The organism is Cupriavidus taiwanensis LMG 19424 (genome assembly GCF_000069785.1).
Classification (GTDB): domain Bacteria; phylum Pseudomonadota; class Gammaproteobacteria; order Burkholderiales; family Burkholderiaceae; genus Cupriavidus; species Cupriavidus taiwanensis.
Genome location: NC_010528.1, coordinates 2,642,252 through 2,658,364, shown reverse-complemented (window position 1 = coordinate 2,658,364; position 16,113 = coordinate 2,642,252). Strand labels below are relative to the sequence as shown.

General features: G+C 66.3%; 17 protein-coding genes. 12 read left to right on the top strand and 5 right to left on the bottom strand.

Annotated elements, in window-relative coordinates:
* Nucleotides 1–18: 18 nt before the first annotated feature.
* The 3 genes from rpmG to radC all read right to left on the bottom strand — a co-directional run bounded on the left by rpmG (nucleotide 19) and on the right by radC (nucleotide 1,313).
* Nucleotides 19–189, bottom strand: coding sequence for a 50S ribosomal protein L33 (gene rpmG, locus RALTA_RS12200; RefSeq protein ID WP_010814980.1), 171 nt, complete (start codon nucleotides 187–189; stop codon nucleotides 19–21).
* A 13-nt stretch (nucleotides 190–202) separates the two neighbouring features.
* A complete protein-coding gene (gene rpmB / locus RALTA_RS12195) occupies nucleotides 203–436 on the bottom strand; it encodes a 50S ribosomal protein L28 (RefSeq protein ID WP_006575661.1) in 234 nt (77 codons plus the stop codon).
* A 190-nt stretch (nucleotides 437–626) separates the two neighbouring features.
* Nucleotides 627–1,313 carry a RadC family protein gene (radC, locus tag RALTA_RS12190; protein WP_012353739.1) on the bottom strand — a complete coding sequence of 229 codons (687 nt, stop codon included), beginning with the start codon at nucleotides 1,311–1,313 and terminating at the stop codon, nucleotides 627–629.
* Between the two features lie 102 nt (nucleotides 1,314–1,415).
* Between radC and RALTA_RS12185 the strand changes: the two genes are divergently transcribed.
* The 7 genes from RALTA_RS12185 (at nucleotide 1,416) to RALTA_RS12155 (ending at nucleotide 8,524) form a co-directional block, all read left to right on the top strand.
* A complete protein-coding gene (locus tag RALTA_RS12185) occupies nucleotides 1,416–1,904 on the top strand; it encodes an FKBP-type peptidyl-prolyl cis-trans isomerase (protein ID WP_012353738.1) in 489 nt (162 codons plus the stop codon).
* A gap of 37 nt (nucleotides 1,905–1,941) precedes the next feature.
* Nucleotides 1,942–2,907, top strand: a complete 966-nt coding sequence (ispH, locus tag RALTA_RS12180; protein ID WP_012353737.1) for a 4-hydroxy-3-methylbut-2-enyl diphosphate reductase — start codon at nucleotides 1,942–1,944, stop codon at nucleotides 2,905–2,907.
* 547 nt (nucleotides 2,908–3,454) lie between these two features.
* On the top strand, nucleotides 3,455–4,666 hold the full coding sequence (locus tag RALTA_RS12175) for a branched-chain amino acid ABC transporter substrate-binding protein (RefSeq protein ID WP_012353736.1): 1,212 nt from the start codon (nucleotides 3,455–3,457) through the stop codon (nucleotides 4,664–4,666).
* Nucleotides 4,667–4,878: 212 nt separating this feature from the next.
* Nucleotides 4,879–5,814: a branched-chain amino acid ABC transporter permease gene (locus RALTA_RS12170; protein ID WP_012353735.1), complete on the top strand. Its 936-nt coding sequence runs from the start codon at nucleotides 4,879–4,881 to the stop codon at nucleotides 5,812–5,814.
* A 13-nt stretch (nucleotides 5,815–5,827) separates the two neighbouring features.
* Entirely contained in the window at nucleotides 5,828–6,985 is a 1,158-nt protein-coding gene (locus tag RALTA_RS12165) for an ABC transporter permease subunit (protein ID WP_012353734.1), read from the top strand.
* 13 nt (nucleotides 6,986–6,998) lie between these two features.
* Nucleotides 6,999–7,775: an ABC transporter ATP-binding protein gene (locus RALTA_RS12160; protein WP_012353733.1), complete on the top strand. Its 777-nt coding sequence runs from the start codon at nucleotides 6,999–7,001 to the stop codon at nucleotides 7,773–7,775.
* Nucleotides 7,776–7,807: 32 nt separating this feature from the next.
* On the top strand, nucleotides 7,808–8,524 hold the full coding sequence (locus tag RALTA_RS12155) for an ABC transporter ATP-binding protein (protein ID WP_025583918.1): 717 nt from the start codon (nucleotides 7,808–7,810) through the stop codon (nucleotides 8,522–8,524).
* A 252-nt stretch (nucleotides 8,525–8,776) separates the two neighbouring features.
* Here the strand turns inward: RALTA_RS12155 and RALTA_RS12150 are convergent, their stop codons facing one another.
* Nucleotides 8,777–9,964 carry an acetylornithine transaminase gene (locus RALTA_RS12150; protein ID WP_012353731.1) on the bottom strand — a complete coding sequence of 396 codons (1,188 nt, stop codon included), beginning with the start codon at nucleotides 9,962–9,964 and terminating at the stop codon, nucleotides 8,777–8,779.
* A 291-nt stretch (nucleotides 9,965–10,255) separates the two neighbouring features.
* Nucleotides 10,256–11,314 (bottom strand): CDP-6-deoxy-delta-3,4-glucoseen reductase, encoded by a 1,059-nt coding sequence (locus RALTA_RS12145; RefSeq protein WP_012353730.1) that lies wholly within the window; start codon nucleotides 11,312–11,314, stop codon nucleotides 10,256–10,258.
* Nucleotides 11,315–11,323: 9 nt separating this feature from the next.
* Between RALTA_RS12145 and RALTA_RS12140 the strand changes: the two genes are divergently transcribed.
* The 5 genes from RALTA_RS12140 to hutC all read left to right on the top strand — a co-directional run bounded on the left by RALTA_RS12140 (nucleotide 11,324) and on the right by hutC (nucleotide 16,055).
* Nucleotides 11,324–12,340, top strand: a complete 1,017-nt coding sequence (locus RALTA_RS12140; RefSeq protein ID WP_012353729.1) for an NAD-dependent epimerase/dehydratase family protein — start codon at nucleotides 11,324–11,326, stop codon at nucleotides 12,338–12,340.
* Nucleotides 12,341–12,647: 307 nt separating this feature from the next.
* Nucleotides 12,648–13,616 carry an ABC transporter substrate-binding protein gene (locus RALTA_RS12135; RefSeq protein WP_012353728.1) on the top strand — a complete coding sequence of 323 codons (969 nt, stop codon included), beginning with the start codon at nucleotides 12,648–12,650 and terminating at the stop codon, nucleotides 13,614–13,616.
* 28 nt (nucleotides 13,617–13,644) lie between these two features.
* Nucleotides 13,645–14,511, top strand: a complete 867-nt coding sequence (locus RALTA_RS12130; protein ID WP_012353727.1) for an ABC transporter permease — start codon at nucleotides 13,645–13,647, stop codon at nucleotides 14,509–14,511.
* Nucleotides 14,508–15,287: an ABC transporter ATP-binding protein gene (locus tag RALTA_RS12125; protein ID WP_012353726.1), complete on the top strand. Its 780-nt coding sequence runs from the start codon at nucleotides 14,508–14,510 to the stop codon at nucleotides 15,285–15,287. The genes RALTA_RS12130 and RALTA_RS12125 overlap by 4 nt, the downstream gene beginning before the upstream one ends.
* A gap of 6 nt (nucleotides 15,288–15,293) precedes the next feature.
* Nucleotides 15,294–16,055 (top strand): histidine utilization repressor, encoded by a 762-nt coding sequence (hutC, locus tag RALTA_RS12120; protein ID WP_012353725.1) that lies wholly within the window; start codon nucleotides 15,294–15,296, stop codon nucleotides 16,053–16,055.
* The last annotated feature ends 58 nt before the right edge of the window (nucleotides 16,056–16,113 follow it).

Below are 16,113 nucleotides of genomic sequence, written 5' to 3'. Positions count from 1 at the left end.
GGCGGGATACCGGATCAATTACTTGATCTTGGTTTCCTTGTAAGCGACGTGCTTGCGGGCAACGGGATCGAACTTCATGATCTCCATCTTTTCCGGCATGGTGCGCTTGTTCTTGGTGGTGGTGTAGAAGTGACCGGTACCTGCGGTCGATTCCAGCTTGATCTTGTCGCGGCCGCCCTTGCTTGCCATGATGTGCTCCTAATTAGACTTCGCCGCGTGCGCGCAGGTCGGCGAGCACGGAGTCGATGCCTTTCTTGTCGATCAGGCGCAGGCCGGCGTTCGAGACGCGCAGGCTCACCCAGCGGTTTTCGGATTCAACGAAGAAACGACGATTCTGCAGGTTGGGCAGAAAACGGCGCTTGGTCTTGTTGTTTGCGTGGGAAACGTTGTTGCCGACCATCGGCGCTTTCCCGGTCACTTGACAGACGCGTGCCATGAAGCACTCCTAAATCTTCTATTCGTGGACAATGTTCGCAACAGATCAACAAAAGGCGCGCGGGCCCGGACTGCAGCGGTTGAGACTTCAGCAAAACGGGCATTATAGACCGGATTCCCCCGGCGAATCAATGCTTTCTGTGGCCCGGAACAGGCAGTGTTGCGGCCCGGCTCCTGTCGTGGCGTAGGCGTCACAGCCCGGGCAGGCGCTCGCACGACTCCGCCAGGGAACGGATTTCGTGCCCCGCCACGATGAAATGGTCCAGCAGCCGCACGTCGATCAGGTCGAGCGTGCGCGCCAGCTCGCGCGTCAGGTGGATGTCGCTCTGGCTGGGGGCGGTGGTGCCGCGCGGGTGGTTGTGGGCGACGATGATGCCGGCGGCGTTATGCGCCAGGGCCTGGCGCGCCACCTCGCGCGGATAGACCGAGGTCCGCGTGAGTGTGCCGCGGAACAGCTCTTCGCTGGCCACCATGCGGTTGCCGGGATCCAGGAACAGGCACATGAAGACCTCGTGCTGCAGCGGGGCCAGGGTCAGGCGCAAGTAGCTGCGCACCGAGTCCGGCGAGTCGAAGCCGGAAGGCAGCCGCAGCGACTCGGCCAGCGCGCGGCGGGCCAGTTCCGGGATGGCCTGCACCTGGGCGAACTTGGCCGCGCCCATGCCACGCACGCCGGCCAGTGCCTGTCCCTGCGCCGCGAACAGCGCGGTCAGCGAGCCGAAGCGGTGCAGCAGCTCGCGTGCCAGGTCCACGGCACTTTTGCCGGCGGCGCCCACGCGCAGCAGGACGGCCAGCAGTTCAGCATCAGACAGGGCGGCAGCGCCGCTTTCCAGCAGTTTTTCGCGGGGCCGCTCGCAGGCGGGCCATTTGGAAATGGTCATGGGCATCCAGGGAGGTCGCGTCGGGAACAGGGCCTGAGGCTCTGGGGCGGCGGGCCAGGGGCCAGTCGAATACAATACGGGTTGTTCCTTGGTTGATCACCCATGAATTTGCAAACTTTCGCGTCGGAAGCCGACGGCGGCACGGCTGGCCGCAAGACTGTCCAGGCCGACTCCTTCCTGACCCTGCACTACAGCATCGCGCTCGAGAACGGCACCGAGGTCGTCAGCACGTTCGAGGAAAAGCCCGCCACGCTGCTGCTGGGCCAGGGCCAGTTCGCGCCGACGCTGGAGCAGGCGCTGCTGGGCATGCCGGAAGGCGAGCGCATGACCTATCGCCTGGCGCCGGAGCAGGCCTTCGGCCCTCGCAACGCCGAACTGCTGCAGTGGGTGTCGCTGGCCACGCTGCGCGAGAACAGTTCGTTCGAGGAGGACTACAGCCCGGGCGACCTGGTGGAGTTCAACGCGCCCGGCGGCGGCAAGTACGCCGGCGTGCTCAAGGAGATCGGCGAGACCGCCGCCTTGTTCGACTTCAACCATCCGCTGGCTGGGCAGACCATCCTGTTCGACGTGCAGCTGATCGGCATTCTCTGACCCGTCGCCACGTCGAACCTGTCCCGGATACCGCAGCATGCCTGACCTGACCCCCGTACCCGACGCAGAAATCCTGATGGCGCAGCCACGCGGCTTCTGTGCCGGCGTGGACCGCGCCATCGAAATCGTCGAGCGCGCGCTCGAGCGCTTTGGCGCCCCCATCTACGTTCGCCACGAGATCGTCCACAACGCTTACGTGGTGGCCGACCTGCGCCGCAAGGGCGCGGTGTTCGTGGGCGAGCTCGACGAGGTGCCGGCCGGCGCCACCGTCATCTTCAGCGCCCATGGCGTGTCGCGCGAAGTGCGCGAAGACGCGGCACGGCGCGGACTGCACGTGTTCGATGCCACCTGCCCGCTGGTGACCAAGGTGCATGTGGAAGTCAGCAAGCTGCGCGCCCAGGGGTGCGAGATCGTGATGATCGGCCATCGCGGCCACCCGGAAGTCGAAGGCACGATGGGCCAGGCCAATGGCGGCATGGTGCTGGTGGAGTCCGTGGATGATGTCCAGGCGCTGCAGATCGCCGATCCGTCGCGGCTGGCCTACGTCACCCAGACCACGCTGTCGGTGGACGAGACCAGCGAGATCGTTGCCGCGCTCAAGGCCCGCTTCCCGGAGATCCGCGAGCCCAAGAAGCAGGACATCTGCTATGCCACGCAAAACCGCCAGGACGCAGTGAAGTTCATGGCGCCGCAGGTGGAGGTGGTGATCGTGGTCGGCAGCCCCAACAGTTCCAATTCCAACCGGTTGCGCGAACTGGCCGAGCGCCTGGGCGTGCCGGCCTACATGGTGGACGCGCCCGAGCAGGTGCGGCCCGAGTGGATTGCCGGCAAGCGCCGCATCGGCCTGACCGCCGGGGCCTCGGCGCCGGAGGCGCTGGCCCAGTCCATCGTCGAGCGCCTGCGCGAACTGGGTGCGCGTCAGGTGCGTCCGCTCGACGGTATCCAGGAGAACATGGCGTTCCCGCTGCCGCGCGGCTTGCTGCCCACCAGCGCGGCCGCCTGAGTGCGCCGCGGGCCCGCCGGCCTGAATGCCTTGCCTGATAAAAGGGCGCCGCAGTCGCGGCGCCCTTTTTGTTTCCCGCTTTCCGAATAATGCCCGCGCCTGGTGCCGGGAACGCCCGCCATTCGTGCCGCCGGGGCTAATCAGGGTAATCCCCGAAGCTGGGGTTTTCCCTATTATGGTGCGGCGCTACATTCTGCACATTAGAGAGAAGCGCCACGCTATATAAATGAAACGCCTAATTAATAATGGTGCATTATAGGTGGTGCCGGCGATGCTTCTTTGCCGCCTGGAGCCGCGCAGGCACGGTTCTTGTAAGCAGGAGGGGCGACCGCGTCATGTGGGCGGGAATTGCCGCAATCTGTGCATTGGGGAAATTCCCTAGCTCAAATGCGCGGTAAATCGTCAAGGATGTTGCGTCGCGTATTGCATCGACTAAGAAAGGGGATACAATGCGCGCGTTTCAAATTGAAACTAAACAAAGGCGGTCCAGGGAAACGTCCGGGAGGCGTTGCAAATCCCTGTTTTTGTGAATCCTAGGAGATCACTCATGCAAATCACGTTTGCCAAGATTCTGCCGATCGCGGCCGCAGTGGCGCTGGTCGCAGCTTGCGGCAAGAAGGAAGACAAGCCGGCGGATGCGGCCTCTTCGGCGCCGGCGGCAGCGGCTCCCGCGGCGCCCGCGGCCGGTGGCGGCGAGACCGTCGTCAAGATCGGCCACGCGGCCCCGCTGACCGGCGGCATCGCGCACCTTGGCAAGGACAACGAAAACGGCGCCCGCCTGGCCGTGGAAGAAGTCAACAAGTCCGGCCTGGAAGTCGGTGGCAAGAAGGTCAAGCTGGAACTGGTCGGCGAAGACGATGCGGCCGATCCGAAGACCGGCACCGCCGTGGCGCAGAAGCTGGTCGATGCCAAGGTCGTGGCCGTGGTCGGCCACCTGAACTCGGGCGTGTCGATCCCGGCGTCGAAGATCTACAGCGATGCCGGCATCGTGCAGATCTCGCCGTCGTCGACCAACCCGGACTACACCAAGCAGGGCTTCAAGACCACCTACCGCGTGGTGGCCACCGACGCCCAGCAAGGCCCGGCGCTGGCGAACTACGCCGCCAAGACCCTGAACGCCAAGAGCGTGGCGATCGTCGACGATGCCACCGCCTACGGCAAGGGCCTGGCCGACGAGTTCGAGAAGACCGCCAAGGCTGCCGGCGTGAACGTGGTCGCGCGGGAGGCCACCAACGACAAGGCCACCGACTTCAAGGCCATCCTGACCAAGATCAAGGGCAAGAAGCCGGACGTGATCATGTACGGCGGCATGGATGCCACCGGCGGCCCGTTCGCCAAGCAGGCCAAGGAACTGGGCATCGGCGCCAAGATCGTCGGCGGCGACGGCGTCTGCACCGACAAGGTGGCCGAGCTGGCCGGCGAAGCCGTGACCAACATCATCTGCTCCGAGGCGGGCCTGGCCCTGTCGCGCATGGAGCAGGGCGCGGACTTCGACAAGCGCTACCAGGCACGCTTCAACGCGCCGGTGCAGATCTACGCGCCGTTCACGTATGACGCCGTGATGGTCATCGTCGATGCCATGAAGCGCGCCAACTCGACCGAACCGGCTGCCATCCTCGCCGAAATGCCCAAGACCAACTACAAGGGCGTGATCGGCAACATCGCCTTCGACGAGAAGGGCGACATGAAGGAAGGCACCATCACGCTGTACGAGTACAAGGACAAGAAGAAGTCCGTTCTCGACGTCGTGAAGATGTAATCTGGGCTTACCGGCCCATCCGAACGGCACCGTGAGTATTTTGCGGTGCCGTTCTTTTTAGCCTCGCCTAATGTAGAAGCATCCTTACCATGGATGGAGCAGGGCAGGCCGCTCACCAGCAAAGCAACCACCGCAACGTTACCCATCACACACCAGGGTCCCCCCGGCATCCACACCATGCCGCAAGGTCAGGGACTGAAGCAGGAGTTTTCATGGATATCTTTATCCAGCAGATCGTGAACGGTCTGGTGCTCGGCAGCATTTATGCGCTGATCGCACTGGGCTACACCATGGTCTACGGCATTCTCGGGATCATCAACTTCGCCCACGGCGACGTGCTGATGATCGGCGCGCTGACCGCCCTGTCAGCCATCCTCGGATTGCAGAAGTTCGCCCCCGGCCTGCCTGAATGGCTGACGCTGGTGATCGCCACGCTGGTCGCCATGCCGGTCTGCGCGATCCTGTCCTATTCCATCGAGCGGGTCGCCTACCGGCCCTTGCGCAATGCGCCACGGCTGGCCCCGCTGATCACCGCGATCGGGGTGTCCATCATCCTGCAGACGGCGGGCATGCTGATCTGGTCGCGCAACCCGCTGACCTTCCCGCAGCTGCTGCCGTCGGACCCCATCGACATCGGCGCCACCGGCGCCACCATCACCGGCAAGGAGATGGTCATCATCGGCATGGCCGTGATGGTGATGTCCGGCCTGCTGGCCCTGGTCAACCGCACCAAGCTCGGCCGCGCCATGCGCGCCACCGCCGAGAACCAGAAGGTGGCCGGCCTGATGGGCGTCAACCCCAACTTCGTCATTTCCGCCACCTTCATGATCGGCGCCACGCTGGCCGCGCTGGCCGGCGTGATGATGGCCACCAACTATGGCAACGCCCACTTCTACATGGGCTTCATCCCCGGCCTGAAGGCGTTTACCGCCGCGGTGCTGGGCGGCATCGGCAACCTGGCGGGCGCCATGGTCGGCGGCATGCTGCTGGGCCTGATCGAGGCGCTCGGGGCCGGCTATATCGGCGACCTGACCAATGGCGTGTTCGGCTCGAACTACCAGGACGTCTTTGCCTTCATCGTACTGATTACCGTGCTCGTCTTCCGTCCGTCCGGCATCATGGGCGAACGCGTGGCGGATCGCGCCTGAGGAGAGCGAATCCATGAATACTCCGATTCCATCCACGGCCGCCGTCGCGGCACCGACCAAGGTGCCGGCCAAGACCCTGGCCGCACTGATTGGCTTCCTGGTGGTGGCGCTGTGCGCCCCGTTCATCGTCCAGACCCTGGGCGGCAATTACTGGGTGCGCGTGCTCGACTTTGCGCTGCTGTACATCATGCTGGCGCTCGGCCTGAACATCGTGGTCGGCTTTGCCGGCCTGCTCGACCTGGGCTATATCGCGTTCTACGCGGTGGGCGCCTACATGATGGCGCTGCTCGGCTCGCCGCACCTGGCGAACCAGTTCGAGTGGATCCAGCAGCTGTTCCCGACCGGCATCCATTTGTCGATGTGGTTCGTGCTGCCGCTGGCGATCCTGGTGGCCGCCACCTTCGGCGTGCTGCTGGGCGCGCCGACGCTCAAGCTGCGCGGCGACTACCTGGCCATCGTCACGCTAGGCTTCGGCGAGATCATCCGCATCTTCATGAACAACCTGGACCGTCCGGTGAACATCACCAACGGGCCCAAGGGCATCACGGCGGTGGACCCGGTCCACATCTTCGGCTTCGACTTCTCGAAGTCGCACGAGATCTTCGGGCTCAAGTTCTCGCCGGTGTTCATGTACTACTACCTGCTGGTGTTCCTGGTGATCGTGATCGTGTTCGTGTGCCTGCGCCTGCAGACCTCGCGCATCGGCCGCGCCTGGGTCGCCATCCGCGAGGACGAGATCGCCGCCAAGGCGATGGGCATCAACACCCGCAACATCAAGCTGCTGGCCTTCGCCATGGGCGCGTCGTTCGGCGGCGCCTCGGGCGCGGTGTTCGGCGCATTCCAGGGCTTCGTCTCGCCGGAGTCGTTCACGCTGTGGGAATCGATCTACGTGCTGGCGATCGTGGTGCTGGGCGGCATGGGCCATATCCCGGGCGTGATCCTGGGCGGCGTGCTGCTGGTGGGCTTCCAGGAACTGCTGCGCGTGGTGGCCGAGCCGATGCAGACCGGCCTGTTCGGCCACGTGATCGTCGATGCCGAGGTGCTGCGCCAGCTGCTGTTCGGCCTGGCCCTGGTCGGCGTGATGCTGTACCGCCCGGCAGGCATCTGGCCGTCGCCGCGCAAGGAAGACCGCCCGGTGGTGCGCCGCGCGGGCAACATCGGCCGTCTCTGAACCGGAGGAAGACATGAGCAACAACGATTTCCTCCTGTCCGTGCAGGGGGTCAACAAGCGTTTCGGCGGCCTGCAGGCCCTGTCAGACGTGGGCCTGCAGATCAAGCCGGGCGAGATCTACGGCCTGATCGGCCCCAACGGCGCCGGCAAGACCACGTTCTTCAACGTCATCACCGGCCTGTACACGCCGGATTCGGGCGAATTCGTGCTGGGCGGCAAGCCCTACCAGCCGACCGCCGTGCATGAGGTGGCCAAGGCCGGCATTGCGCGCACGTTCCAGAACATCCGCCTATTCGGCGACATGACCGCGCTCGAGAACGTGATGGTCGGACGCCACGTGCGCTCCAAGGCCGGCGTGTTCGGCGCGATCTTCCGCCCGCCCTCGGTGCGGCGCGAAGAAGAGGGCATCGAAGACATGGCGCATGACCTGCTCGACTACGTCGGCATCGGCAAGTACGCCAACTTCACCGCGCGCAACCTCTCGTACGGCCACCAGCGCCGGCTCGAGATCGCGCGCGCGCTGGCCACCGAACCCAAGCTGCTGGCGCTGGACGAGCCGGCCGCGGGCATGAACGCGACCGAGAAGGTGGAACTGCGCGGCCTGCTCGACAAGATCAAGAACGATGGCCGGACCATCCTGCTGATCGAGCACGACGTGAAGCTGGTGATGGGGCTGTGCAACCGCCTGACGGTACTGGACTACGGCAAGGTGATTGCCCAGGGCCTGCCGCACGAGGTGCAGAACAACCCCGCGGTGATCGAGGCCTACCTCGGCACCTCGGCGCACTGATGGCGGGAGCGGACGTAATGAATCAGCCTGCAATGAAACAGACAGTACTGAAGATCTCCGGCCTGAAGGTTGCCTACGGCGGCATCCAGGCCGTCAAGGGCATCGACCTGGAAATCCGCGACGGCGAACTGGTCACGCTGATCGGCGCCAACGGCGCCGGCAAGACCACCACCATGAAGGCCATCACCGGCCTGCAGGGCTGGGCCGGCGGCGACGTGGAATACATGGGCAAGTCGATCAAGGGCGTGCCCAGCTACGCGCTGCTCAAGCAGGGCCTGGCGATGGTGCCGGAAGGCCGCGGCGTGTTCGCGCGCATGACCATCACCGAGAACCTGCAGATGGGCGCCTACACGCGCAACGACGACGCCGGCATCAAGGCCGACGTCGAGCGCATGTTCGGCATCTTTCCGCGACTGAAGGAGCGCGCCAACCAGCTGGCAGGCACCATGTCCGGCGGCGAGCAGCAGATGCTGGCGATGGCGCGCGCGCTGATGAGCCAGCCCAAGGTGCTGCTGCTGGACGAGCCGTCGATGGGCCTGTCGCCGATCATGGTGGAGAAGATCTTCGAGGTCGTGCGCGACATCTCGGCGCAGGGCGTGACCGTGCTGCTGGTCGAGCAGAACGCGCGCCTGGCGCTGCAGGCCGCGCACCGGGGCTACGTGATGGAGTCCGGCCTGATCACCATGAGCGGGGAGGCCAGCCAGATGCTGGACGATCCCAAGGTGCGGGCCGCCTACCTGGGCGAGTAAGCGGCGCGCCGCCGCTCCGGCTCCGACACCCCGCTGCCGCAAGAGGGGTGAGGGAGAGGGCGGGCGCTCGCAGGCGCAAGGCCTTTCCCCTTGCCGCGGGGTCCCGGGCAGGCCGGCTCCGGCCGGCTGCACCGGTTCTGCGGCGCTGGCCCTCTCCCTCACTCCTCTGCGGCACGGATCCCGGATCCGGCCGCAAAGCAAAAAGCCTCGCGCAATGCGAGGCTTTTTGCTGTCCGCGGATACCCGCGAAGATCAGGCCAGCTTCTTCAGCAGCGTACGCAGCATGCCGATCATCTGGTCGATCTCTTCGCGCGTGACGTTCAGCGCCGGCATGAAGCGCAGCAGGTTGGGGCGCGGGGCGTTCAGCAGCAGGCCCTGCGGGGCCATGTCGCGCGCTTCCTCCACCAGTTGCGGGCCGATGTCCTTGCCCAGCAGCAGCGCGCGCAGCAGGCCTTCGCCGCGTTCGCCGCCCAGGCCGAACTCGGCCGACAGCGCCAGCAGCTGCTCCTTCAGGTAGTCGCCCTTGGCCTTGACCTCGTCCAGGAAGCCGGGCGCGGTCAGCTGTTCGATCACGGCGCTGCCGACCGCGGTCATCAGCGGGTTGCCGTTGTAGGTGCCGCCCTGGTCGCCGGCCTCGAAGCTGGCGACCTCGGCCTTGCACAGCAGCGCCGACAGCGGCACGCCGCCGCCGATGCCCTTGCCCAGCGTCATGATGTCCGGCTCCACGCCCGCCAGCTCATAGGCGAACAGCGTGCCGCAGCGGCCGCAGCCGGCCTGCACTTCATCGACGATCAGCAGCAGCTTGTGCTTGTCGGCCAGCGCGCGCAGGCTCTGCATGAATTCGCGCGTGGCGGGGATCACGCCGCCTTCGCCCTGCACCGGCTCGAGCATGATGCCGACGGTCTTGCCGGTGATCAGCTTTTCCACCGAGGCGAGGTCGTTCAGTTCGGCGCGCGGGAAGCCCGGCACCTGCGGCGCGAAGATGGTGTCCCAGCCGGCCTTGCCCGACGCGCTCATGGTGGCGAGCGTGCGGCCATGGAAGCTGTGGTCCATGGTGATGATCTCGAAGGCGCCATCCTTGTGCTTGCGGCCCCATTTGCGCGCCAGCTTGATCGCGCCCTCGTTGGCCTCGGCGCCGCTGTTGGCGAAGAAGACCTTGTCGAAGCAGCTGTGGTCGGTCAGCTGCTTGGCCAGCTTCAGCATCGGCTCGTTGTAGAAGGCCGGGCTGGGGTTGATCAGCTTGTGCGACTGGGCCACCAGCGCGTCGATCATGCCCTGGTTGGAATGGCCCAGGCAGTTCACCGCCCAGCCCTGCACGAAGTCGAGGTAGCGCTTGCCGTTGTGATCCGTCAGCCAGGAGCCCTTGCCTTCGGTGAACACGAGTTCGGGGCGGTTGGTGATGTACATCAGGGATTGGACGGGATACTCAGCAAATGCCATGGCGGACTCCAGGGGTCGGCGTGTAACGATGGACGGACGGGCGCGAAAGACGCAACAAGAACAAAAACAAAAACAAAAAGCCACGGGGGTTGCCCGTGGCTCGTTGACATGAACAGACGCAGTCGACGGTCAGCCGCGCGGCACCCCAGCGGGGAGCGACGTACGGAAGCTGCGGCGTCGGTTGAAGGTCATGTGCATGCGGGCAAATATAAGGCGCACGGCCCCGGGTGTCAAAACGAATTTTGGCGGGCCCGGGCATTGTTGCGCTGGCGGAACGGCGCGCGGGCGGCCTCAGGCCGCCGGCGGGGCCGCGTGCATGTCGGCCTCGGAGGTGAACGAGTCGGCGAAGAACGCGTCTTCGTGCAGCTTGCATTGCCGGGTGAAGTCGCCGCGCGCGGCGTTGATCATCACCGGCGCGCCGCAGGCGTAGACCTCGTGGCCCGACAGGTCGGGGAAATCGGCCATCACCGCCTGATGGACGAAGCCGGTGCGGCCCTGCCAGTTGTCTTCCGGCTGCGCGTCGGAGACCACCGGCACGTAGCTGAAGTTGGGCAGGTCGCGCGCCCACTGCTCGGCCAGCGCGTGCATGTACAGGTCCTTGGGCCGGCGGCCGCCCCAGTACAGCGTCATCGGGCGCTGGATGCCGGTGTAGGCGGCATGCTCGACGATGGCCTTGATGGGGGCGAAGCCGGTGCCGGACGCCAGCAGGATGATCGGCGCTTCGGATTCCTCGCGCAGGAAGAAGCTGCCCAGCGGGCCTTCGAAGCGCAGGATGTCGCGCTCCTTCATGGCCGGCTGGCCTTCCTTCGCGCCGAACACGTAGTCGGTGAAGGCGCCGCCCGGCATATGGCGGATATGCAGTTCGATCGGGCCGTCCTCGTGCGGCGGCGTGGCGATCGAATAGCTGCGGCGCTTGCCGTCGCGCAGCAGGAACTCGACATACTGGCCGGCCAGGTACTGCATGCGCTCGGTGGCGGGCAGCTGCAGCTTGATCGCGATCACATCGTCGGCCAGGCGCTCCAGCGAGGTCACGCGGCACGGCACCTTCTTGATGGGAATGTCGCCCGCGCCGTGAACCTCGCGGCATTCGATGGTGATGTCCGAGGCGGCATTGGCGCAGCAGAACAGCGCGCGGCCTTCGGTCTTTTCCTGGGCGGTCAGCGCCGACGGGGCATGGTCGCCCTGCACGATGCTGCCTTCGAGCACGCGGCCCTTGCATGACCCGCAGGCGCCGTTCTTGCAGCCGTAGGGCAGCCCGATGCTGTGGCGCAGGGCCGCGCCGAGGATGGTTTCGTCCGCGGCCACTTCAAACTTGTGGCCGCTGGGCATGACGGTTACTTGATAAGCCATAATCGGTCTATGAGCCAAATTCTGTCGAAGCTGCAGCCCGCGCGATTCCCCCAACCACCGCAACCCTCGCGGCTGCCGGCGCCATCGCGCCGGCTGGGCCGCCCGCGCCTGCTGATCGTCGGCTGCGGGGATGTGGGGACGCGCTGCCTGCGAATCCTGTCGTCGCGCATGCGTGTCTTCGCCGTGACCTCGCAGCCGGCACGCCGCGCCGAACTGCGTGCCGCCGGCGCGGTGCCGCTGGTGGCGGACCTGGACCGGCCGGCCACGCTGGCACGGCTGCGCGGGGTGGCCACGCGGGTGCTGGACCTGGCGCCGCCACCCGGGCAGGGCGAAGGCGATCCGCGCACGCGTGCGCTGCTCGCCATATTGCGTCGGACCGCGTGGCGCGGCGCCAGGACGGCCGCCGGCACGCTGCCCGGCGAGCCCGCCATTCTACCCGACCGTACCTGGCCCCGCGCTGCGTTTGTCTATGCCAGCACCACCGGCGTCTACGGCGACCGCCAGGGCGCGCGCGTGGCCGAATTCCATGCGGTGCGGCCGCAGACCGCGCGCGCGCGCCGCCGCGTGGCGGCCGAACAGGCGGTGCGGGCCTTCGGCCGCGACGCCGGCTGGCGCGCCAGCGTGGTGCGCATCCCCGGCATCTACGCCGAGGATCGCCTCCCGCTGGCGCGGCTCAGGCGCGGCACGCCGGCGCTGGTGCCGCAGGACGACGTCTACACCAGCCACATCCATGCCGACGACCTCGCGCGCATCATGGTGGCGGCGCTGTTCCGCGGCCGCCCGCAGCGCGTGGTCCATGCCAGCGACGATACCGAGCTGCGCATGGCGGACTATTTCGACCTCGTTGCCGAGCGCCGCGGCCTGCCGCGACCGCCGCGCATCACGCGTGGCGAGGCGCTCCAGGTGATCGACAAGACCCTGCTGAGCTTCATGAGCGAGTCGCGCCGACTCGACAACCGGCGGCTCAAGCGCGAATTGCGCCTGCGGCTGCGCTATCCCACCGTCGCCGACTTCTTCGGCGCCTGATACCTCCATCGTGGTGCCCGTGCCGCTGGCACGGGGCTTGCTGACTCACGGCGTCGTCTTGATCCTGTCTATACAGCAACACATTGCACGCGCCTGAGTGGTGCCGGCACTTCGCGGCCGGGCCCAGGGCGGTGCATCACCTGCGCCGGGTTCTGTGATGGAATGCGCTTTTTGAGGCGATTATCCGCCTGGTTGCTTGGTGGAAGCCCTACGTTGACTTGTATATACAGGCATTGTTTAATGCCCGAAAACGAGCACGGCCACACGCATGGCCTGCCGTCGACGGACACACCAAAGGAGCGTACAGATGAGGTATCCAAGCAGGTTTCGCGGTCGGATGGCAGCTCAGGTGGCGATGCTGGCTACGGCCCTGGCAGCCGGCGCGGCCCAGGCGCAGAACACGCCGGTGACGCTGGGCATGAGCGGCTGGACCGGCTTTGCGCCGCTGACGCTGGCCGACAAGGCCGGCATCTTCAAGAAAAACGGCGTCGACGTCGAAATCAAGATGATCCCGCAGAAGGACCGCCACCTGGCGCTGGCCTCCGGCGCGATCCAGTGCGCCGCGACGACCGTGGAAACCCATGTGGCCTGGAATGCGAACGGCGTGCCCATCACCCAGATCGTGCAGCTCGACAAGTCCTACGGCGCCGACGGCCTGGCCGTGCGCGCCGACGTGAAGAGCTTTGCCGACCTGAAGGGCAAGACCATCGGCGTCGATGCGCCGGGCACCGCGCCGTACTTCGGGCTGGCCTGGATGCTGAAGAAAAATGGCATGTCGCTCAAGGACGTCAAGACCACCACGCTGTCGCCGCAGGCGGCGGCGCAGGCCTTCGTCGCGGGCCAGAACGACGGCGCCATGACCTACGAGCCGTACCTGTCGACGGTGCGCCAGAACCCGGACAAGGGCAAGATCCTGGCCACCACGCTCGACTATCCGATGGTGACCGACACGCTGGGCTGCGCGCCCAAGTGGCTCAAGGACAATCCCAAGGCCGCTCAGGCGCTGGTCGACAGCTACTTCGAGGCGCTCGAGATGATTCGCAAGGAGCCGGCCAAGGCCAACGACATCATGGGTGCGGCGGTCAAGCAGACCGGCGAGCAGTTCGCCAAGTCGTCGGCTTACCTGCGCTGGCAGGACCGCGAGGCCAACAAGAAGTTCTTCGAGGGCGAGCTTGCCAGCTTCAGCAAGGAAGCCGCCGCGGTGCTGATGGACATCGGCGTGATCCGCCAGGTGCCTGACGTGACCAAGCTGTACGACGCGCGTTTCCTCAAGTAACCCGGCAGCTCTCAGGAGGCGTGACGTCATGACGCAAGCCCGTATTGGTTCACCCGCCCCGGCCGCCGCCGTGGCGGCCCCCGCCGGGGAAGCGCCGCAGCGCCGGCGCCATCCGTGGCTGGCACCGCTGGTGCCGGTGGCGCCCAACACCCGCTGGATGCTGGGCCTGTCCTTCTTCGTGCTGTTCTTCGGCGTGTGGGCCGTGGTGACGCTGGGCGGCTTCGTGCCGCGCACGTTCCTGGCCGACCCGATGACGATGGCCAGGGAGGGCATGACCCTGTTCACCGAGTACAACTTCATCGGCGACATCGGCATGACCGTGTGGCGCGTGGTCGGCGGCTTTGTGCTGGCGGCGGTGATCGCGGTGCCGCTGGGCATCTTCATGGGTGCGTACAAGGCGGCCGAGGCCTTCTTCGAGCCGTTCGTCTCGTTCTGCCGCTACCTGCCCGCGTCGGCCTTCATCCCGCTGCTGATCCTGTGGGCCGGCATCGGCGAGACCCAGAAGCTGCTGGTGATCTTCATCGGCTCGTTCTTCCAGATCGTGCTGATGGTGGCAGTGGCGGTTGGCGGGGCGCGCAAGGACCTGGTCGAGGCCGCGTACACGCTGGGCGCGAACAGCGCCGGCATCGTGCGGCGCGTGCTGATCCCGGGCGCGGCGCCGGAAATCGCCGAGATCCTGCGGCTGGTGCTGGGCTGGGCCTGGACCTACGTGATCGTGGCCGAGCTGATCGGCTCGTCGTCGGGCATCGGCCACATGATCACCGACAGCCAGGCGCTGCTCAATACCGGGCAGATCATCTTCGGCATCATCGTGATCGGCTGCATCGGCCTGGTCTCCGACCTTGTCTTCAAGCGCGCCAACCAGCGCCTGTTCCCGTGGAGTTCGATCCAATGAGCGCACTATCCATCCAGCAGGTCTCGCGGACCTTCTCCAACCCGCGCGGCGGCCAGACGCTGGCGCTGCAGCCGGTCGATTTCGAAGTGCGCGACAACGACTTCGTCACCATCCTGGGCCCGTCGGGCTGCGGCAAGTCCACGCTGCTGCGCATCGTCGCGGGCCTGGATACCCCGACCAGCGGGCGCGTGCTGCTCGACGGCCAGCCGGTGTTCGCGCCCGGCGCCGACCGCGGCATGGTGTTCCAGTCGTACACGCTGTTTCCGTGGCTGACCATCGAGCAGAACGTGCGCTTCGGCCTGCGCGAGCGCGGCATGAGCGCGGCCGAGCAGAAGGAGCGCAGCGACTTCTTTATCCAGCGCGTGGGGCTGCGCGGCTTCGAGCACCATTTTCCCAAGCAGCTGTCCGGCGGCATGCAGCAGCGCACAGCGATCGCGCGCGCGCTGGCCAACGATCCCAAGATCCTGCTGCTCGACGAACCGTTCGGCGCGCTCGACAACCAGACCCGCGTGCTGATGCAGGAGTTGCTGCTGGGCATCTGGGAGGCGTCGCGCAAGACGGTATTATTCGTGACCCACGATATCGACGAGGCCATTTTCATGGCCAACCGGGTGGCGGTGTTTTCCGCCAGGCCGGGTCGGATCAAGAGCGAGATCGCGGTCGATTTCCCGCACCCGCGCCATTACACGATCAAGACCACTCCGGAGTTCTCCGCGCTCAAGGCGCGGCTGACCGAGGAAATCCGCGCCGAGGCCATGGCCGCGGCCGAGCACTAAGCGCATATGAACCACGCCGCCGGTACCCCGACTTCCGCTTCTGCCTCTCCCACCGCGCTCTACCAGCAGGTGAAGGAGTACATCGCCCGCCAGATCCAGAGCGGCGCGTGGCAGCCGGGCGACCGGGTACCGTCGGAGCAGGAACTGGTGAACCGCTTCGGCGTCTCGCGCATGACCGTGAACCGGGCGCTGCGCGAACTGCAGGAGCAGGGCCGGGTGGTGCGCGTGGCCGGCGTCGGCACCTTCGTCGCGGAGCACAAGCCGCAGTCGACGCTGCTGTCGGTGGTCAACCTGCAGGACGAGATCCGCATGCGCGGGCATGACTACGCCTGCGACGTGATCCTGGTTGAGCGCGTCTCGGCGTCGATCGAGGTGGCCGCGGCGCTGGAGCTGCGCACCGGCGAGTCGGTGTTCCACTCCGTGTGCGTGCACCGCGAGGACGGCGTGCCGGTGCAGCTGGAGGACCGCTACGTCAACCCGCGCGTGGCGCCCGATTTCATCACGCAGGATTTCAGCGAGACCCAGCCCGGCGAATACCTGCTGCGCCACGTGCCCTATGACCAGGTCGAGCATGTGGTCGACGCCATCGCCGCCACGCCGGAGCAGGCCGCGCAGCTGGAAATGCCGCCCACGCAGGCGTGCCTGATGCTGACGCGCCGCACCTGGACCAACGGCGTGCCGGTGACCTTTGTCCGTTGCCTGCATCCCGGCAACCGCTATCGCCTCGGCAGCCGCTTCCGCGCCGACGGCAACCCCGCGTTCGGCTGATTCCACACGAATCCGCCTGCTAACTCAAATTTTTACCTAAGCTGTTTACCTAAGCTGT

Coding starts and splice junctions, on each gene's coding strand:
- RALTA_RS12150 (WP_012353731.1), bottom strand. CDS start 9,964: ATGGCATTTGCTGAGTATCCCGTCCAATCCCTGATGTACATCACCAAC.
- RALTA_RS12165 (WP_012353734.1), top strand. CDS start 5,828: ATGAATACTCCGATTCCATCCACGGCCGCCGTCGCGGCACCGACCAAG.
- rpmG (WP_010814980.1), bottom strand. CDS start 189: ATGGCAAGCAAGGGCGGCCGCGACAAGATCAAGCTGGAATCGACCGCA.
- RALTA_RS12145 (WP_012353730.1), bottom strand. CDS start 11,314: ATGGCTTATCAAGTAACCGTCATGCCCAGCGGCCACAAGTTTGAAGTG.
- hutC (WP_012353725.1), top strand. CDS start 15,294: ATGAACCACGCCGCCGGTACCCCGACTTCCGCTTCTGCCTCTCCCACC.
- RALTA_RS12175 (WP_012353736.1), top strand. CDS start 3,455: ATGCAAATCACGTTTGCCAAGATTCTGCCGATCGCGGCCGCAGTGGCG.
- ispH (WP_012353737.1), top strand. CDS start 1,942: ATGCCTGACCTGACCCCCGTACCCGACGCAGAAATCCTGATGGCGCAG.
- radC (WP_012353739.1), bottom strand. CDS start 1,313: ATGACCATTTCCAAATGGCCCGCCTGCGAGCGGCCCCGCGAAAAACTG.
- RALTA_RS12125 (WP_012353726.1), top strand. CDS start 14,508: ATGAGCGCACTATCCATCCAGCAGGTCTCGCGGACCTTCTCCAACCCG.
- RALTA_RS12185 (WP_012353738.1), top strand. CDS start 1,416: ATGAATTTGCAAACTTTCGCGTCGGAAGCCGACGGCGGCACGGCTGGC.
- RALTA_RS12135 (WP_012353728.1), top strand. CDS start 12,648: ATGAGGTATCCAAGCAGGTTTCGCGGTCGGATGGCAGCTCAGGTGGCG.
- RALTA_RS12170 (WP_012353735.1), top strand. CDS start 4,879: ATGGATATCTTTATCCAGCAGATCGTGAACGGTCTGGTGCTCGGCAGC.
- RALTA_RS12160 (WP_012353733.1), top strand. CDS start 6,999: ATGAGCAACAACGATTTCCTCCTGTCCGTGCAGGGGGTCAACAAGCGT.
- RALTA_RS12130 (WP_012353727.1), top strand. CDS start 13,645: ATGACGCAAGCCCGTATTGGTTCACCCGCCCCGGCCGCCGCCGTGGCG.
- RALTA_RS12140 (WP_012353729.1), top strand. CDS start 11,324: ATGAGCCAAATTCTGTCGAAGCTGCAGCCCGCGCGATTCCCCCAACCA.
- rpmB (WP_006575661.1), bottom strand. CDS start 436: ATGGCACGCGTCTGTCAAGTGACCGGGAAAGCGCCGATGGTCGGCAAC.
- RALTA_RS12155 (WP_025583918.1), top strand. CDS start 7,808: ATGAAACAGACAGTACTGAAGATCTCCGGCCTGAAGGTTGCCTACGGC.